The 17,520-nt window shown below is 53.8% G+C and carries 13 protein-coding genes; 8 read left to right on the forward strand and 5 right to left on the reverse strand.

Annotated features, from left to right (window positions below; all coding sequences use genetic code 11):
- Nucleotides 1-83 precede the first annotated feature (83 nt).
- Genes fepD through fepC form a run of 3 tightly spaced genes read left to right on the forward strand, consistent with a single transcriptional unit; the run spans nucleotide 84 to nucleotide 2,880 of the window.
- Entirely contained in the window at nucleotides 84-1,091 is a 1,008-nt protein-coding gene (gene fepD, locus ACLJXE_RS05380; protein ID WP_040232594.1) for a Fe(3+)-siderophore ABC transporter permease, read from the forward strand.
- Entirely contained in the window at nucleotides 1,088-2,080 is a 993-nt protein-coding gene (gene fepG, locus ACLJXE_RS05385) for an iron-enterobactin ABC transporter permease (protein ID WP_410750296.1), read from the forward strand. Before fepD ends, fepG begins: the two co-directional genes overlap by 4 nt.
- Nucleotides 2,077-2,880, forward strand: a complete 804-nt coding sequence (gene fepC, locus ACLJXE_RS05390) for an iron-enterobactin ABC transporter ATP-binding protein (RefSeq protein WP_410750297.1) — start codon at nucleotides 2,077-2,079, stop codon at nucleotides 2,878-2,880. Before fepG ends, fepC begins: the two co-directional genes overlap by 4 nt.
- 33 nt (nucleotides 2,881-2,913) lie before the next feature.
- On the opposite strand, the gene entF is transcribed toward fepC, so the two are convergent.
- The 3 genes from entF to fes are packed head-to-tail and all read right to left on the reverse strand — an operon-like array spanning nucleotide 2,914 to nucleotide 8,267.
- Nucleotides 2,914-6,804, reverse strand: a complete 3,891-nt coding sequence (gene entF / locus ACLJXE_RS05395; protein ID WP_410750298.1) for an enterobactin non-ribosomal peptide synthetase EntF — start codon at nucleotides 6,802-6,804, stop codon at nucleotides 2,914-2,916.
- Nucleotides 6,801-7,019: an MbtH family protein gene (locus ACLJXE_RS05400; RefSeq protein WP_286628406.1), complete on the reverse strand. Its 219-nt coding sequence runs from the start codon at nucleotides 7,017-7,019 to the stop codon at nucleotides 6,801-6,803. The genes entF and ACLJXE_RS05400 overlap by 4 nt, the downstream gene beginning before the upstream one ends.
- Before the next feature lie 30 nt (nucleotides 7,020-7,049).
- On the reverse strand, nucleotides 7,050-8,267 hold the full coding sequence (gene fes, locus ACLJXE_RS05405; RefSeq protein WP_410750299.1) for an enterochelin esterase: 1,218 nt from the start codon (nucleotides 8,265-8,267) through the stop codon (nucleotides 7,050-7,052).
- 251 nt (nucleotides 8,268-8,518) lie between these two features.
- On the opposite strand from fes, the gene ACLJXE_RS05410 reads away from it, so the two are divergent.
- Together ACLJXE_RS05410 and entD are read left to right on the forward strand one after the other, a co-directional pair.
- Nucleotides 8,519-10,810, forward strand: coding sequence for a TonB-dependent siderophore receptor (locus ACLJXE_RS05410; protein WP_061067488.1), 2,292 nt, complete (start codon nucleotides 8,519-8,521; stop codon nucleotides 10,808-10,810).
- Nucleotides 10,811-10,860: 50 nt separating this feature from the next.
- Nucleotides 10,861-11,484: an enterobactin synthase subunit EntD gene (entD, locus tag ACLJXE_RS05415; RefSeq protein WP_410750300.1), complete on the forward strand. Its 624-nt coding sequence runs from the start codon at nucleotides 10,861-10,863 to the stop codon at nucleotides 11,482-11,484.
- A 3-nt stretch (nucleotides 11,485-11,487) separates the two neighbouring features.
- Here the strand turns inward: entD and ACLJXE_RS05420 are convergent, their stop codons facing one another.
- Nucleotides 11,488-12,423 (reverse strand): transketolase family protein, encoded by a 936-nt coding sequence (locus ACLJXE_RS05420; RefSeq protein ID WP_410750301.1) that lies wholly within the window; start codon nucleotides 12,421-12,423, stop codon nucleotides 11,488-11,490.
- Complete coding sequence (locus ACLJXE_RS05425) at nucleotides 12,416-13,246, reverse strand: transketolase (protein ID WP_286628410.1); 831 nt, start codon at nucleotides 13,244-13,246, stop codon at nucleotides 12,416-12,418. The genes ACLJXE_RS05420 and ACLJXE_RS05425 overlap by 8 nt, the downstream gene beginning before the upstream one ends.
- Nucleotides 13,247-13,607: 361 nt before the next feature.
- On the opposite strand from ACLJXE_RS05425, the gene ACLJXE_RS05430 reads away from it, so the two are divergent.
- The 3 genes from ACLJXE_RS05430 (at nucleotide 13,608) to ACLJXE_RS05440 (ending at nucleotide 17,485) form a co-directional block, all read left to right on the forward strand.
- Nucleotides 13,608-14,558, forward strand: coding sequence for a sugar-binding transcriptional regulator (locus ACLJXE_RS05430; RefSeq protein WP_286628411.1), 951 nt, complete (start codon nucleotides 13,608-13,610; stop codon nucleotides 14,556-14,558).
- Between the two features lie 342 nt (nucleotides 14,559-14,900).
- Nucleotides 14,901-16,421, forward strand: a complete 1,521-nt coding sequence (locus ACLJXE_RS05435) for an FGGY family carbohydrate kinase (RefSeq protein ID WP_410750302.1) — start codon at nucleotides 14,901-14,903, stop codon at nucleotides 16,419-16,421.
- Between the two features lie 128 nt (nucleotides 16,422-16,549).
- The gene (locus ACLJXE_RS05440) at nucleotides 16,550-17,485 is read left to right on the forward strand and encodes a D-ribose ABC transporter substrate-binding protein (RefSeq protein ID WP_286628413.1); all 936 of its coding nucleotides are present in this window, start codon (nucleotides 16,550-16,552) and stop codon (nucleotides 17,483-17,485) included.
- Nucleotides 17,486-17,520 lie beyond the last annotated feature (35 nt).

Raw genomic sequence — 17,520 nt, forward strand, 5'->3', positions numbered from 1 at the left:
ATTATCCATTCAATGGCTGCACATGCTAACATATCCAAATAAGATCGATAACGATAATTACTATCATTATCAGGGAAGTTGATATGTCATGCTCTGTTTCCGCGACACGCGCCTTCGCCGTGCCCGGACTGTTGTTACTACTTGTTCTCACTACGGCATTAAGTCTGGTTATTGGCGCAAAGTCGCTGCCCGCCTCCGTGGTATTTGATGCACTCACCGGCAGTTGTCAAAGCGCCGATTGCACCATCGTGCTGGACGCGCGACTTCCACGTACGCTGGCAGGGCTCCTCGCAGGGGGGGCGCTGGGCCTGGCGGGCGCGCTGATGCAAACGCTCACCCGTAACCCGCTGGCCGATCCAGGTATTCTTGGCGTCAATTCCGGCGCCAGCTTCGCGATTGTTTTAGGTGCATCGCTGTTTGGCTTTTCCTCCCCGCAAGAACAACTGCTAATGGCTTTTTCCGGGGCTCTCGCAGCCTCACTGATTGTGGCCTTTACCGGTAGTCAGGGCGGTGGGCAGCTCAGCCCGGTACGCCTGACATTGGCCGGTGTTGCGCTGGGTGCTGTTCTGGAAGGATTATCCACCGGCATCGCCCTGCTCAACCCGGATGTCTACGACCAGTTGCGTTTCTGGCAAGCCGGTTCACTGGATATCCGCAGCCTGCAGACGCTGAAAGTCGTGCTGATCCCGGTCCTGATTGCCGGTGCTGTCGCGCTGTTTCTTAGCCGTGCTCTGAATAGCCTCAGTCTGGGAAGCGATACCGCCACTGCGCTGGGCAGCAAAGTGGCGCGTACCCAGTTTATCGGCCTGTTGGTGATTACCGTACTGTGCGGAAGTGCGACCGCCATCGTCGGCCCTATCGCCTTTATCGGCCTGATGATGCCGCATATGGCACGCTGGCTGGTGGGCGCAGATCATCGCTGGTCGCTGCCCGTCACTCTGCTGGCCACCCCTTCTCTGCTGCTGATTGCCGATATCATCGGTCGTCTGATTGTGCCCGGCGAGCTGCGCGTCTCTGTAGTCAGCGCGTTTATTGGTGCGCCGGTTCTCATCTTCCTGGTACGCCGCAAACAGCGCGGAGGTGGCGCATGATGCATCTCTCCCGTCGCCTGATTATCAGTTGTCTGCTACTGGTCGTCGGTTGCCTGGCCGTTGGATTGTGGAGCCTGCGCAGCGGTGCAGTTATGCTCGAGACCCAGCAAATTATAGCCGCCCTGCTCGGCGATGCACCGCGTAACATTACGCTGGTGGTGACCGAGTGGCGTTTACCACGCGTTTTGATGGCGCTGCTGATTGGCGCGGCGCTGGGCGTTAGCGGCGCGATATTCCAGTCATTGATGCGCAACCCGCTGGGTAGCCCGGACGTGATGGGTTTCAATACCGGTGCCTGGAGCGGCGTACTGGTGGCAATGGTGCTGTTTGGTCAGCATCTTACCGCCATCGCGCTGGCGGCCATGCTCGGCGGGATCCTGACTTCACTGGTGGTCTGGGCGCTGGCCTGGCGCAACGGCATCGACACCTTCCGACTGATCATCATCGGGATCGGCATTCGCGCGATGCTGGTGGCCTTCAACACCTGGCTGCTGCTGAAGGCGTCTTTAGAAACCGCACTGACCGCCGGGCTGTGGAACGCCGGATCGCTCAACGGTCTGACCTGGGCAAAGACCTGGCCTTCTGCGCCGCTGATTATCGTGATGCTGGGGTGCGCCGCGCTGTTGGTACGCCGCCTGCGTTTACTGGAAATGGGTGATGACAGCGCCTGTGCGCTCGGTGTCAGCGTTGAACGCTCGCGCCTGATGATGATGCTGGTCGCGGTGATTCTGACCGCCGCAGCCACTGCGCTGGCTGGCCCTATCTCGTTTATTGCCCTGGTTGCCCCACACATCGCGCGTCGGCTTAGCGGCACGGCACGTTGGGGATTAACGCAGTCGGCGCTGTGCGGCGCCCTGTTACTGCTGATGGCCGATTTATGCGCTCAGCAGCTATTTATGCCTTATCAGCTTCCGGTTGGCGTTGTCACCGTAAGCCTCGGCGGTATTTACCTTATCGTCTTGTTAATTCAGGAGTCCCGCAAAAAATGACCGAATCTGTAGCCCGTTTGCGTGGCGACCAGTTAACGCTGGGTTATGGCAAATTTACCGTGGCGGAAAACCTTAATGTCTCGATCCCCGATGGTCACTTCACTGCCATTATTGGACCCAACGGTTGTGGCAAGTCCACACTGCTGCGGACATTGAGTCGTCTGATGACACCCGCGCACGGCAAAGTCTGGCTTGATGGTGAACATATTCAACACTACCCCAGTAAAGAGGTCGCACGCAGAATTGGTCTGCTGGCGCAAAATGCCACTACGCCGGGCGATATTACCGTGCAGGAGTTGGTTGCTCGTGGGCGTTATCCACATCAACCTTTATTTACCCGCTGGCGTAAAGAAGATGAGGATGCAGTCGTGCACGCCATGAACGCCACCGGGATCACCCACCTGGCGATGCAAAGCGTGGATACCCTTTCCGGTGGTCAACGCCAACGCGCGTGGATAGCGATGGTGCTGGCACAAGAAACATCGATTATGCTGCTCGACGAACCGACCACCTGGCTGGATATCAGCCATCAAATTGATCTGCTGGAGCTGCTGAGTGAGCTAAACCGGGAGAAAGGTTACACGCTGGCCGCCGTTCTGCACGACCTGAATCAGGCATGTCGCTATGCCACCCATCTGATTGCACTTCGTGATGGAAAGATCGTTGCCGAGGGTGCGCCGAAAGAGATTGTCACGGCAGAGCTCATTGAAAAAATCTATGGGTTGCGATGTATGATTATCGACGATCCGGTTGCCGGAACGCCGTTAGTGGTCCCGCTGGGACGTACAGCAAACAGATAAATCGCGCCACCTCCGCAGAGGTGGCGAGTCCATTTATTGGATATCTTTGAACAAGTCGCGCATGACTGGCCCAATCTTCTCGAACGCCATTGGCGTAATGATATCAACGTGCGCGCAGTCCTGGCGATAAACATCCAGACTGGAAATCCACGGCGACCAACTGCGTTCCGGGCTGACTCCCGGCGGTAACGTGCGTTCAGCAACAAACAGCGTCGCGTGTCCCGCAAAAGGTACGCTATGTGCCGTACTCAGCAGTCGAACCGCATCGGCGTAGTTACCTTCGATGGCGCTAAACAAGGCGTCGGACGCATTACCCTGCTGAGCAGTCAGAAACGCTTCACGCTCACGATCAATCTCCGCCAACACTTCCGGGTCGAGCCCATTGGCCTCTTTTTCCGACCAATTTTGCGTTTCCGGCGGCCAGGTATCCAGCAGGCCGAGAAACGCGACCGTTTCTCCGCGCGCGTGTAATCGGGCAGCAATGCCCTGCGCCAGCGTACCGCCCAATGAGTACCCTATCAGATAATAAGGTCCATGAGGTTGCTGACGAAGTAACGTTGCCAGGTGCTGTTCGCACACCGCATCCAGGTTTTCTGCTGTCTGCATCGGGCCATCCGGTCGCGGTGACTGGATACCCATAATCGACCACTGTGGAGGAAGGTAGCGTGACAACACGCTAAACTGCCAGGCGAAACCCGATGCCGGATGGAAGCAGAACAGCACAGGACCATCGCTTTCGCGCAGCGGCAGCAGTGTTTCAAATCCCAGCCGTTGCGACTGCTCGTCATCATTGTTATCCAGCAATGCGCTGAGCTGTTCGACAGTCGAGGCCACCATAATCTGCCCAGGCGTGACCTGGCGCGCAAAAATGCGGCTCAATTGTGCCGCCAGCTTCATCGCCAGCAGAGAATGCCCGCCAAGCGCAAAGAAATCCGCTTCAACATCATTGACCTCACAACCCAGCAAGGTCGCGAACGCCTGCGCAATCGTGGTTTCAGTCCCTACTCGCGGTGCCCGCCCTTCCTGGCGTGACGTCAGTTGTGGCATCGGTAACGCTTTACGATCCAGCTTCCCGTTGGCGCTGAGCGGTAGCTCCGCCAGTTGCAGCAGCACGGCCGGTACCATATGTGCAGGCAGGGTTGCGCGCAGATTCTCGCGCAATGCCGCAATATCCAGCGGTAAACCCGATTGTGACACCAGATAACCCACTAACTGGCGAGCATCGCCGCCTGTCGCTGCCGCCTGATTGAATACGCAGGCATGGGCAACAGCATGCTCAACATCTGGCAACTGCTGCATCACCCGATCAATCTCGCCCAGTTCAATACGCTGCCCGCGGATTTTTAGCTGGTCATCACTGCGCCCAAGATATTCCACCGCACCATTTTCCAGCCAGCGTGCCACGTCTCCGGTACGGTACATCCGTTCGCCAGGGTTAAATGGATCGGCAATAAAACGACTCGCCGTCAGATCGGGTCGGCCGAGATATCCCTGCGCCAGTTGGATCCCCGTCAGGTACAGGTCACCGGCGACACCAATGGGCACTGGACGCATCATGGCATCGAGGATCCGCAAACCGGTATTCCAGACCGGATAGCCGATGGGTACGCTGTTGCCCGTCACGGCAGCGAGTTCCTCACCCCAGGCTGGATACCAGCTTACATCTACCGCCGCCTCGGTTGGCCCATACAAATTATGCAGCGGCGCGTGGGTCAGTTGCTCCCATTCGCGGCACAACTCTGCCGGCAGCGCTTCACCGCTACAAAACACCTGTTTCAACGTGGAGCAGCTTTCCTGCGCCGTTTCTGGTGTCAGTGAGGTCACAAACGCCGCCAGCATCGACGGTACAAAGTGCGTTGTCGTCACCCCAAACGTCGCGAAGAACTGTTGCATCGCCAGTGGGTCACGATGTGCCTCTGGTTCAGCCATTACCAATTTTGCCCCGGCAATAAACGGCCAGAAAAACTCCCAGACCGAAACATCAAAACTGCATGGCGTTTTTTGCGCCACCACATCGTCGGCGGTCAGCGGATAGTGATTCTGCATCCACAGCAGGCGGTTAACGATGGCGGTTTGCCCTACCATCACCCCTTTTGGTCTGCCCGTCGATCCTGAGGTGAAGATGATATAGGCCGTATGATTTGGTCGTGATAATGCTAATGGTGTGTCATCCTGCTCTGGTAGCGGCGCGGTGTAGCACAGGCTTTCCAGTCCAGGGATATCGCTAAAACGAGCCAATTGTTCATCAGTGGTGATAAGCAAAGTAGGTTTAGCGTCTTCCAGCATCATCCGCAGGCGATCGTCCGGATATCCGGTATCCAGCGGTAACCAGGCAGCCCCTGCTTCGACGATACCGTGCAGCGCCAGCGTCAGGAAAACGGAGCGCGGTAATGCGACCGCCACGCTGTCCCCCGGGCGCACACCGCGTTCGAGCAGCAGTTTTGCCAGTGCCACCACCTGCTGACGCATTTCGCGATAGCTAAACTGATAGCGGGCATCGGCCAGCGCCGGCGCATCCGGTGTTTTGCTGGCTTGCCCAGCCACCAGTGCACTTAATGTGGTGGAAGGGATCGTCATTGCCGTATTGTTAATTGTCGCCAGTTGTTCATGCTCAGACGCCAGCAGCATCTCCGCATCCCCGCAGCGTAGCGTCGGATTTGCGGCAAATTGTGCAATAAGCGCCGTTAAACGCGAAGCATGCTGTGCCAACGTAGCGGCGCCATATCGCTGCTTATTCGCCAGAATTTCAATGCTCAACCCGCCATTTTCATCCGGGAACAGCGCCAGCTCCAGATCGTTAACCGGCCCCGTTGCCAGCGTATGCGTTTGTGCCTGCACGCCGGGAATATTCAACTGATAGTCAAAGATCTTCACGTTCAGCACCGGGCCAAACAACGGTTCAGCCCCGGCTGCACGCCCGCTGTCACGGACAATTTGTTCGGCATCATAGCGCTGGTGTCGGCGCATTTTCTTCATCTGGCCAGCCAGCCGTTGAGCAAGCGCAGGGAGACTTTCTGCTGCATCAAGTCTCACAGCAAAGGGCAGGACATTTAACACCGGTCCGGTAGCGGTAAGCGCCGCTGATCCCATGCGGCGCATAAAGATAAACCCGGCGGCATAGTCCATTCGGCTACATAAACGACCGAGCCATAATGCTACCAGCGCCAGTGCCAGATCCGCACGCTGAACATCTGGCATACGTGACGCAAGCTGGCGAAATGACCCTTCAGGCGCGGTTAACTTCATACGAATAATATCCGCGCTGGCTGAGCGACCCGGCAGCGGTTTGTTCGACAATGAAGCCGGCGGCGGCAGTTGTTGGCGTTGTTCAGCCCAGAATGCGCTATCACGTTGCCAGGCATCGCTTTGACGATACTGTTGATACTCTTCCACGACCTCGGCAAACGGCGTAAATGGCGAGGCTGGCGTGGATTCATCGCGCAGCCACGCTGTGTAAATTGCAGCAATCTGGCGGGTAATCGCCGGGAAACTAAAGCCATCAACCAGTAAGTGATGATAGCGCTGATACCAGTACCAGCGTTTATCTCCCACCTGAATGAGCAGATGGAAGACCAGCGGCTTACCGCCGTCAACGCGAAGATCCTGTTGCAGATCCGCCCGCATCAACGCGCGTGCCGCCTCGTGCGGACTGGATTCATCACGCAAATCGAGTATGTCAGGTTCAGCAAAGGTGAGCGTAGGATCAACCCATTGCCAGATTTCACCGTTATCCTCAGTGAACTGCATCCGCAGGGTATCCGCATGTTCCAGACCGGCCACGACCGCCTTTGCCAGCAGTGGTGCATTCAGTTCACCGGTTAATTCGACATAGTGTGCAACGCTCCACGCCGAGGGCAATGTGGAGAGCTTTTCTGCCATCCAGATCCCTGGCTGGGCCGCAACTAAGGGTAAGCGCTGGGTCATTGCGCCTCCTGTACATCGACATAGTTCGCTGGCATCAGCGTGGTCCAGTTCGCATCCAGCCATTGCTGGCAGAGTTCCTGCGACTGCGGTTCGCACACAACCGTCCAGCCAGCAGGAAGTGAACACTGCTGAGGCCAGAGGCTGAATTGACGTTGTGGGTTTTGCAGAATGTAAAACTGTCCCTGCGGGTTATCGAAGGGGTTACTGAATTCCATACTCAACTCCTGTCGTGGAACATCGTCCGGTTAAAGCGTGTCAGTGAGCGGTTGCCAGAGCGTCATCAGCCCTTGCATTAAGCCGCCGCGCCAGCAAAGCGCATCATGTCCACCCTCAACCTGACGCCAGAAAATAGACTGTGGTGCAGAGGGAAATTGGGCGAATAGCGCCTGATTAGCACGAAAAATAATCGGCTCGCGGGTCCCGGCCTCCAGCACAATACGTAGACCCTGAACGCCTACCGTTCCGGCCTTCAGTTGTTCAATAATCACGCCATCCTGATGACCACCGCGATGCGGCCACCAATAAGATCCGGACTGACTAAGTACGCAGCCAAAACGATCTGGCCAGTTCAGTCCAGCATACAGCGAAGCCAAACCGCCAAAACTTTGCCCGGCAACTACCGTGCGCTGCGGGTCGTCGCTGAATGGCGTCGTGGTCTTCACCAACGGCAATAATTCCTGCTGAACGGCCAGCCAAAAATCAGGGTTACACGGCAACTCATGGCTGCGATGCGGCGTGTCAATGGCATCAATCAGGAGATATACCGCGGGTGGAAGCTGGCCACGATGAGTGAGTGAGGTGAGTGCAGGCCAGACCGGCATACTGTCTGCCCAAAATTGTCCGTCCAGCAGAATAGCCAGGGGACGTTCTTCCGGGTTGGCTTCACCGGTGGTGAAAATCCACACCCGGCGCGTATTACCCAACCGGTCGCTGTGCCATTGCAGGCATACTGCGGGCGAATCAGGATTTTCAGGGCGATCCCATCCCGGCTGTACGGGAGCATCTGGCATCTCCAGTGCGGACACCGCATGCCCCCGCCCCCCTTTCCAGCTTTGAGTATTGAGAGGATCCGCAATAGCCTGTGGCAGCAGTTGCCGCCAGCCTTCGCGTAGCACAGTACGATCGGGCGTTTCACCCGGTGCCAGTGAGGCAAAAATATCGTTTCGATCGGAGGGGATAAAACAGTAACTGCCGCGCCAGTTAGCGCTCAGGGAAATGCTCCAGCACCAAACATTCGTTCCATCAATACGTCGCATCGACTGGGGTACGGCATTTTGATGATGATCGGTAACGCCCGTGATGTAAACCCACACCCGGCGAATGGCTGACTCTTTTTCGGTGCCCTGTGGGTCACGCCACCAGAACGTTACGCGGTAATCTCCGTTGTCTTCACGCTCCCATTCCGGGCCATTTTTAGACTGCCACCACGCCTCGCTTCCCATCATTAACGCCGTCACCGTCATAACCCCATGTTTATTGTGAAATTTTATATATTTGCGTGAAATATATTGATAATATTATTGATAACTATTTGCATTTGCAATAGCGTATTGACGCGCTGTGGGAAGCGCGCACAGTTTTTCACCACTTATAAACCGACCTGGCGCTGCGTACTTTTTCTGGAACGGAGGGTTTACGCAGATGCGGGCGACATCAGGCCTGGTGCCCAAAACGGCACACGGGTACTCGTGGCTAAAAGAAAGCAGGACATACAATGAACAACAAGATTCATTCACTGGCCTTATTGGTCAATTTAGGGATTTACGGGGTAGCACTGCCCGCAATGGCAGAAGATAAAACCGATAGCGCCGCCGTCTCTCATGAAGACACCATCGTCGTCACCGCCGCTCAGCAGAACCTGCAGGCGCCAGGCGTTTCAACCATCACCGCAGATGAAATCCGTAAGAACCCTCCGGCTCGCGACGTCTCGGAAATCATCCGTACCATGCCAGGTGTGAACCTGACCGGTAACTCAACCAGTGGTCAGCGCGGTAACAACCGGCAGATTGATATTCGCGGTATGGGCCCAGAAAATACCCTGATTTTGATCGACGGCAAGCCGGTCACCAGCCGCAACTCTGTGCGCCAGGGGTGGCGTGGTGAGCGTGATACCCGCGGTGATACCGCCTGGGTACCACCAGAAATGATTGAACGCATTGAAGTCCTGCGCGGCCCAGCAGCAGCACGCTACGGCAACGGCGCGGCAGGTGGTGTGGTGAATATCATCACCAAAAAAGGCAGCAGTGAATGGCACGGTTCATGGGATACCTATTTCAACGCGCCGGAGCACAAAGACGAAGGTTCAACCAAACGCACCAACTTTAGCCTGAATGGTCCAATGGGCGGAGATTTCAGCTTCCGTCTGTACGGTAACCTCGATAAAACCCAGGCCGATGCCTGGGATATCAACCAGGGCCATCAGTCAGAACGTACAGGTACGTATTCCAATACCTTACCGGCCGGTCGCGAAGGGGTGATCAACAAAGACATCAACGGTATTGTGCGTTGGGATTTCGCCCCACTGCAGTCACTGGAACTGGAAGCGGGTTATAGCCGCCAGGGCAACCTGTACGCGGGTGACACGCAAAATACCAACACTAACCAGTTGGTGAAAGATAACTACGGTAAAGAAACTAACCGTCTGTACCGTCAGAACTACTCGCTGACCTGGAACGGCGGCTGGGATAATGGTGTCACCACCAGCAACTGGGTGCAGTACGAACACACGCGTAACTCTCGCACGCCGGAAGGTCTGGCCGGTGGAACCGAGGGGATCTTCGACCCGACGGCTTCCCAAAAATATGTCGATGCCGACCTGAATGACGTCATGCTGCACAGTGAGATCAGCATTCCGTTGGATCTGCTGGTCAATCAAAACCTGACGCTGGGTACTGAATGGAACCAGCAGCGCATGAAGGACATGCTGTCTAACTCGCAGACCTTTATGGGCGGTAATATTCCAGGCTACAGTAGCACCGATCGCAGCCCATATTCGAAAGCCGAGATCTTCTCCCTGTTTGCCGAAAACAATATGGAGCTGACCGACAGCACCATGCTGACGCCGGGCCTGCGTTTCGATCACCACAGCATTGTAGGCGACAACTGGAGCCCGTCATTAAACCTGTCTCAAGGTTTGGGCGACGACTTTACGCTGAAAATGGGCATCGCACGCGCCTATAAAGCACCAAGCTTGTACCAACTCAACCCAAATTACATTCTGTACAGTAAAGGCCAGGGCTGCTATGCCACCGGTTCTGCCAGCGGTATTGGCTGCTACATGATGGGTAACGATGACCTGAAAGCTGAAACCAGCATCAACAAAGAGATTGGCCTTGAGTTCAAACGCGACGGCTGGCTGGCTGGCGTCACCTGGTTCCGCAACGATTACCGTAACAAGATTGAAGCGGGTACGGTACCGTTTGACAGAACCTCTATCAGCAAGAAAAACGCAACAACGGGCAAGACCACAACAACCTACACCGATATCTATCAGTGGGAAAACATTCCTAAAGCGGTGGTAGAAGGCCTGGAAGGAACGTTGAACGTACCGGTTAGCGAGACCGTTACCTGGACCAACAACATCACCTACATGTTGCAAAGCAAGAATAAAGAGACTGGCGAGCGTCTGTCGATTATTCCTGAGTACACGCTGAACTCCACATTGAGCTGGCAGGCTCGTGAAGATCTGTCACTGCAATCCACCTTTACCTGGTACGGCAAGCAGCAACCGAAGAAATACGATTATCAGGGTAAACCGGTGACCGGCAGCTCGGCACAAGAAGTGAGTCCGTACAGCATCGTCGGCCTGAGCGCGACCTGGGATGTGACCAAAAACGTCAGTCTGACCGGCGGTGTGGATAACGTCTTTGACAAACGTCTGTGGCGTGAAGGTAATGCGCAAACCACTGGCGATATCGTGACCGGAAATTATATGGCGGGCGCTGGCGCGTACACCTATAACGAACCGGGTCGTACGTGGTTCATGAGCGTGAATACACACTTCTGATAGCGTTGTTCCCTCTCCTCATGGTGGGGAGAGGGAAACGATACAAAATCATGCGTACAATACACACATCAATCCCTTTCGCAGGCTATTCGCTGCAGAGCATCGAATTTGATCCCAACAGCTTTCACGAACACGATCTGCTCTGGCTCCCTCACCATGCCCAGCTAACCGCTGGCGCACGTAAACGTAAAGCAGAACACCTGGCAGGACGTATTGCCGCCGTGCATGCCCTGCGTGAATATGGCAGCAAAACGGTGCCCGGCATCGGCGAGCAGCGACGCCCCCTGTGGCCGCAAGGCCTGTTTGGCAGTATCAGTCATTGCGAAAACACGGCGCTGGCGGTTGTCTCACGCCACCCCGTCGGGCTGGACATTGAAGCCATTTTTTCGCCGCAGGTCGCTGCGGAACTGGCAAGCAGCATAGTGACAGATGAAGAAAAAGCATGGATAGCAGAGAGTGGATTGCCCTTTGAGCAGGCGCTCACACTGGCTTTTTCCGCCAAAGAGAGCGCCTTCAAAGCGACCCCAGCTTTACAGCAGGCAAACACCGGGTTTTTGCAATATCAAATTGTCAGTGTTCAGAAACAGCAACTGCTCCTGCTGACACACGCCCGGACATACCGTGTGCGGTGGCGGTTTTCAGATAGCCACGTTATGACTCTGGCCACAGAGTAGCATTCAAAGCATTTCGCGTGCCTGTGTTGCAATCGCCTGTGCGTCAAAACCGTGGTACTGACGCATCCAGCCACGATCGGCCGCCACCGCATACTCACCATCCGGGATCCCCAAACGTTTCAGCCTCGTGCCTGCCCCTGCTCCAGCCAAAACTTCAGCCACCAAACTCCCCAGTCCGCCATTAACATTATGCTCTTCAACGGTGATGACTGCTTTACAGCCATGTAATGCAGATAAAAGCGCTTTCGTATCACACGGTCGAATTGAAGGGACACTGACCACCGTCGCCTGAATACCGGAATCAGCCAACAGCGCGGCAGCATCAACGATTTCATGCACTGTCGAGCCTGTCGCCACCAGCGCAATATCTTCGCCTTCACGTAAGGTCACGATTGCACCAGGGATAAAGCGATAATTTTCATCATGACACTCCGGCAACGCCTTCCCGTCCATGCGGATATAGACCGGCCCCTGGTAGCCCAGTGCATAGTCGATAATCTGCCGACATTCACGCGGCGAAGATGGGGCAAAAATCTGAATGTTGCCGAAGCCGCGCATAATCGCGATATCATCAATCGCGTGGTGAGTACTCGCCAGCGGACCATAGCTGGCGCCCGCGTTAAGACCAAATAACTTCACATTAGTATTGTTGTAACAAACGTCGACCTTAATTTGCTCATTGGCTCGTGAGATCAGGAATGGTGCGGCATTACAAGTGACAGCCACCTTGCCGCCGAGGGCCAAACCAGCAGCCGTTCCAACCATGCTTTGCTCAGCAATACCTACATTTACCAAACGCCCCGGAAACTGCTTGATGAAGGGGGCAATTTTTGCGGTTGATGTAGAGTCCGCCACGACCGGCACCAGATCGACACCACGTTCTACTGCATCAATAAATGCCTGAACCATAACGTTTGCAAGGTGTTCTGCATTACTCATCTCTCAGTTCCTCCAGTGCCAGTTCAATTTCTTCACCTTTCGGTACGCGGTGGTGCCATTCGGGGCGCCCCTGAATAAAGGAGATACCAGCGCCTTTCGTGGTATTAGCAATAATGACATTGGGTTTACCTTCCTGCTTCAGTCCTTCCAGCGCGGCAACAACCGACGCCATATCATTCCCCAGGCATTCAGTCACCTGCATACCAAATGCCTGCCATTTTGCGGCGAGCGGATCGGTGTTCATGATTTCGCGCGTCGGCCCGGCTAACTGGAGGTTGTTTTTATCATTAATAATGACCAGGTTGTCGAGACCATAATGCGCCGCAGCCAGCGCCGCCTCCCAGTTACTGCCTTCAGCCAGTTCACCGTCACCGGTAATTAAAAAGATGCGGCGGGCGCTGTTGCTCTTCTTAGCCGCCAGTGCCAGCCCGACCGCAACAGGTAAACCATGGCCTAATGCGCCAGTATTCAGTTCAATGCCCGGGGTTTTCTGACGAACGGGGTGTCCGGGGAGATGGGAATTGGCATGTTGATACGTTTCCAGCCAATCGATGGGGAAATAACCCGCCTCTGCCAGGACGCAGTAGTAACACCCTACTGCATGCCCCTTAGACTGGATATAAACATCGCGCTCATCATCATTGATACGATCCGGAGCAACATTCAACATTCGGAAGTAGAGCGCAGTCAGCAGTTCGACCTGAGAAAGGTCTGCGCCAGTATGCCCCCCTGCTGGGCTGTTAGCATTCAGTCTAACGATGTGGCGGCGCACAGCCCGCGCTTTGCGCTCAAGTGTCTGGACATCATAGTTGTAGGGATTCATTTAATACCTCTGAATTTATTTTCAATATGGAATATTTATTCCGTCAGGGACTAAAAAAACCAGAAATCCCCAGGCGTTGCATCACAAGGCTTGCGCGCTGCGTCAAACTCAGGAACATTCTGCCTCCTTACCGCATGCAAACTGATGCCGGGTAATCTTCAGTTGATCTGAAGTCATTATGAATATATATTCATGCATGACTCTTTATTCAATTATGCGGCCCATTTTCTATTTTTGTCCATAGCTGTTTTTGAGTATTGGTTAAAGTTAGAGCTTTATCACACTTAACTGTCGTCATTTTTCGCGTATGATAAAACACTCTAAGATAATGGCTGTACGTAAATGATTTTCGGGGAAATATATGGCTAAGCAGGATGAACAACGGCTATTGGTTAAAATCGCAACCCTTTACTACCTTGAGGGACGCAAACAATCCGATATTGCTCAGCTTCTCTCGCTTTCTCAGTCGTTTATATCCAGAGCCATCACCCGCTGCCAAAAAGAAGGCGTGGTAAAAATCAGCGTCGTCCAGCCCTCAAATATCTTCCTGAATCTTGAGAAAGGCATCGAGGAACGCTACGGGCTTAAGCAGGCAATTGTGGTGGATACGGAAGAGGATGCCAGTGATTACACCATCAAGCGGGCCATCGGCTCTGCCGCCGCACACTATCTGGAAACACGCTTGCGGCCTAAAGATCTGGTCGGGGTATCTTCATGGAGTTCAACAATTCGCGCCATGGTTGATGAAGTCCACACCCAAAATCTTAAAGCAGGCGGCGTTATTCAACTACTGGGTGGTGTAGGACCTAACGGTAACGTACAGGCGACCATTCTGACACAGACACTTGCTCAACATTTGAACTGTGAAGCCTGGTTGCTTCCATCACAAAGCATCGAAGGCTCGGTCGAAGAGAAAAATCGCCTCATCGCCAGTAAAGACGTCGCTGACGTCATTTCTCGCTTCGATAATGTCGATATTGCTATTGTTGGTGTCGGTATTCTGGAACCTTCTCAGTTACTGAAAACCTCAGGTAACTACTATCACGAAGATATGCTGCAAGTCCTGGCCGATCGCGGTGCCGTTGGCGATATTTGTCTGCACTACTATGACAAAAATGGTCAACCGGTATTAACGGATGATGAAGATCCGGTTATCGGTATGGCTCTCGACAAAGTGAAAAAATGTCCGAATGTAGTGGCACTGGCAGGGGGAACGGATAAAGTTGCCGCGATTAAGGGTGCATTAAATGGCGGCTATATCGACGTACTGATCACCGACTACCCTACCGCCCGAATGCTGGTTACAGCCTGATTCTGATACCTCTTTTAGCCTTTGCATAAATGATAATTACGGCAAAGGCTTACCATAAAATCATTATATTTCAATGAACTGAAAGGATTCATCTCCAGCTAATTTTTTATTCTCCCTGCTCTTCCCCTGTCTGTGTAAGTGTGATTCTCAGCACAATTGATGATTTTTCCTGTAGCCCAACGGAAATAATCTGGCTAAGGTATTAAATAAATAATCAACATCGAATATATATTCAATAATAAAAAACACGACGTCACGGCCAGGCATGATGAAGTAATGAAACGACAGTTAAGGGTACTCTACCCTCTAAACCGGAACGCTACGTGGCTCAGGAGATAATCTATGTGTGCAGCGAAGAAAGAGTTCATTATTGCGCTGGATGAAGGTACGACCAACGCGAAGGCGGTCGTGCTTAATGCACAGGGCAACGTCGTGGCCAAGTTTTCTCAGCCGCTGGCGATTCAAACGCCACGTGAAGGTTGGGTTGAACAATCCGGCGAGATGTTGATTGACGCCTCCATTAACGTCATCGCCAAAGCGGTTAATCACGCTGGGGCAGAAAATGTGGCAGCACTGGCTATCAGTAATCAGCGAGAGACCGCGATTGGCTGGTATCGTCATACAGGTAAACCGCTGAATTCCGCTATCACCTGGCAATGTACCCGCAGCGCAGGTTACTGCGAGGCATTACGTCAGGATAATAAAGAGCCGTTGATTAAAACAACGACTGGCCTGCCGATAGCCCCACTGTTCTCAGCATCTAAAATGCGCTGGCTGCTGGAATCGGTGACTGATGGCCCACAGCTCGCGGAACAGGGACTGATCTGTCTTGGGACAATCGATAGCTGGCTGCTGTGGAACTTAACCGGCGGCGAAGCGTTCTCCTGCGACTATTCCAATGCCGCACGCACACAGTTACTCAATCTGCACACCGGGCAATGGGATGACACCATGCTGTCATTGTTCCACATTCCTCGCGCCGCATTGCCGGAAATCAAACCATCGAGCGGGTTATTTGGTCACACCCGTGGACTGAATGGGATCCCGGACGGCATTCCGGTGATGTCGATGGTCGGTGACTCGCACGCCGCGTTGTTCGGCCATGCTCTCGGCGAGATGGGATGCGTTAAGGCCACGTACGGCACAGGCTCTTCTGTAATGGCACCGGTGAAATCCGCGCAGAGTGATATTGGTGCGCTGGCGACCACTATCGCCTGGCATGACGGCGACAGCATCATTTACGGTCTTGAAGGAAATATTCCACACACCGGCGATGCGGTAGCGTGGATGGCAGAAAGCACCGGACTCAGCGAGCTGCCTGACGCCGAACTCACTCACGAGCTGAATACCCTTCCTGAATCTGTCGAATCAACGCTCGGCGTGTATTTTGTCCCTGCCCTCACCGGGCTAGGCGCGCCCTGGTGGAATGACAGCGCCCGTGGCGTTATCTGCGGACTCAGCCGGGGTGTAAAGCGGGCGCATTTAATTCGCGCCGCGCTCGAGTCGATTACTTATCAAATCGCCGACGTCGTGGTCACGATGCAACAGCATAATGACTTTAGCCTGTCAGCATTGATGGTTGATGGCGGACCGACCAGGAATGACTGGCTAATGCAATATCAGGCAGACCTATTGGGTTGTCCGGTGATGCGCAGCGATGTACCGGAGCTTTCGGCCATTGGCGCTGCATTACTGGCGCGTAAAGCACTTCACCCCGGTTCGCTCACTGATTTAAAAGCCTTTTTAACCGTACACAGCACATTTCAACCCGACATGACGCGTCATCATCGTCTGCAAAAAAGATGGCAAGAATGGCGCCATGCGGTAGACAGAACATTATGGAAACCGGCCTCGTCCGTCTGACGCCTCACCAGGGAAAATACGTGACGATTTTTTACCAACAATAAAAGGAGAACTCCGGCCCATAAAAGAATTCAGGCTTTACGTTGTTTCACCGTACCCGACAATAACAACACAGAGAGAACATTGTCATGAAATTACGTTTAACGCTGCTAACTGCTGCAACCCTGACTGCTTTGTCTTTTACTGCCCATGCCGCAGATAAAGGGACAATCATGATTATGGTTAACTCACTGGATAACCCTTATTACGCCTCTGAGGCAAAAGGCGCCAGTGAAAAAGCACAACAGTTAGGTTACAAAACCACGATTCTTTCGCACAGTGAAGATGTTAAAAAACAGAATGAATTAATCGATACCGCCATCGGAAAAAAAGTCCAGGGTATTGTATTGGATAATGCAGACTCAACCGCAAGTGTTGCGGCAATTGAAAAAGCAAAAAAAGCAGGGATTCCTGTCATATTAATCAACAGGGAAATTCCGGTTGATGATGTTGCGCTTGTACAAATCACCCATAATAACTTCCAGGCTGGTTCTGAGGTGGCCAACGTATTTGTTGAGAAGATGGGCGAAAAAGGAAAATATGCAGAATTGACCTGTAACCTGGCTGATAATAACTGCGTTACTCGCTCTAAATCCTTCCACCAGGTTATTGACCAGTTCCCGGACATGACCAGCGTCGCCAAACAGGATGCAAAAGGTACGCTTATCGACGGTAAACGTATTATGGATAGCATTCTGCAGGCACATCCGGACGTTAAAGGTGTCATCTGCGGCAACGGTCCTGTTGCGCTTGGCGCCATCGCCGCGCTCAAAGCAGCCAACCGTAACGACGTTATTGTCGTTGGCATTGATGGCAGCAACGACGAACGTGATGCGGTAAAAGCAGGAACACTTCAAGCCACGGTGATGCTTCAGGCTCAGGCGATCGCTGCACAGGGCGTCGCGGATCTGGATAACTACCTGCAAAATGGCGTAAAACCAGCTAAACAACGCGTCATGTTCCGCGGCATTCTCATCACTAAAGATAACGCAGATAAAGTCCAGGATTTCAATATCAAATCCTGATCTCGGGTTATTGCGCCTCTCACGAGGCGCAAAGG

Source organism: Citrobacter sp. U14242 (genome assembly GCF_046555775.1).
Lineage (GTDB): Bacteria > Pseudomonadota > Gammaproteobacteria > Enterobacterales > Enterobacteriaceae > Citrobacter.

Excerpts from the sequence above, each read along its gene's own strand:
- entF (WP_410750298.1), bottom strand. The coding sequence starts at position 6,804 with ATGACCCAGCGCTTACCCTTAGTTGCGGCCCAGCCAGGGATCTGGATG.
- ACLJXE_RS05420 (WP_410750301.1), bottom strand. The coding sequence starts at position 12,423 with ATGAGTAATGCAGAACACCTTGCAAACGTTATGGTTCAGGCATTTATT.
- ACLJXE_RS05435 (WP_410750302.1), top strand. The coding sequence starts at position 14,901 with ATGTGTGCAGCGAAGAAAGAGTTCATTATTGCGCTGGATGAAGGTACG.
- ACLJXE_RS05430 (WP_286628411.1), top strand. The coding sequence starts at position 13,608 with ATGGCTAAGCAGGATGAACAACGGCTATTGGTTAAAATCGCAACCCTT.
- fepC (WP_410750297.1), top strand. The coding sequence starts at position 2,077 with ATGACCGAATCTGTAGCCCGTTTGCGTGGCGACCAGTTAACGCTGGGT.
- ACLJXE_RS05425 (WP_286628410.1), bottom strand. The coding sequence starts at position 13,246 with ATGAATCCCTACAACTATGATGTCCAGACACTTGAGCGCAAAGCGCGG.
- fepD (WP_040232594.1), top strand. The coding sequence starts at position 84 with ATGTCATGCTCTGTTTCCGCGACACGCGCCTTCGCCGTGCCCGGACTG.
- entD (WP_410750300.1), top strand. The coding sequence starts at position 10,861 with ATGCGTACAATACACACATCAATCCCTTTCGCAGGCTATTCGCTGCAG.
- ACLJXE_RS05400 (WP_286628406.1), bottom strand. The coding sequence starts at position 7,019 with ATGGAATTCAGTAACCCCTTCGATAACCCGCAGGGACAGTTTTACATT.
- ACLJXE_RS05440 (WP_286628413.1), top strand. The coding sequence starts at position 16,550 with ATGAAATTACGTTTAACGCTGCTAACTGCTGCAACCCTGACTGCTTTG.
- ACLJXE_RS05410 (WP_061067488.1), top strand. The coding sequence starts at position 8,519 with ATGAACAACAAGATTCATTCACTGGCCTTATTGGTCAATTTAGGGATT.
- fepG (WP_410750296.1), top strand. The coding sequence starts at position 1,088 with ATGATGCATCTCTCCCGTCGCCTGATTATCAGTTGTCTGCTACTGGTC.
- fes (WP_410750299.1), bottom strand. The coding sequence starts at position 8,267 with ATGACGGTGACGGCGTTAATGATGGGAAGCGAGGCGTGGTGGCAGTCT.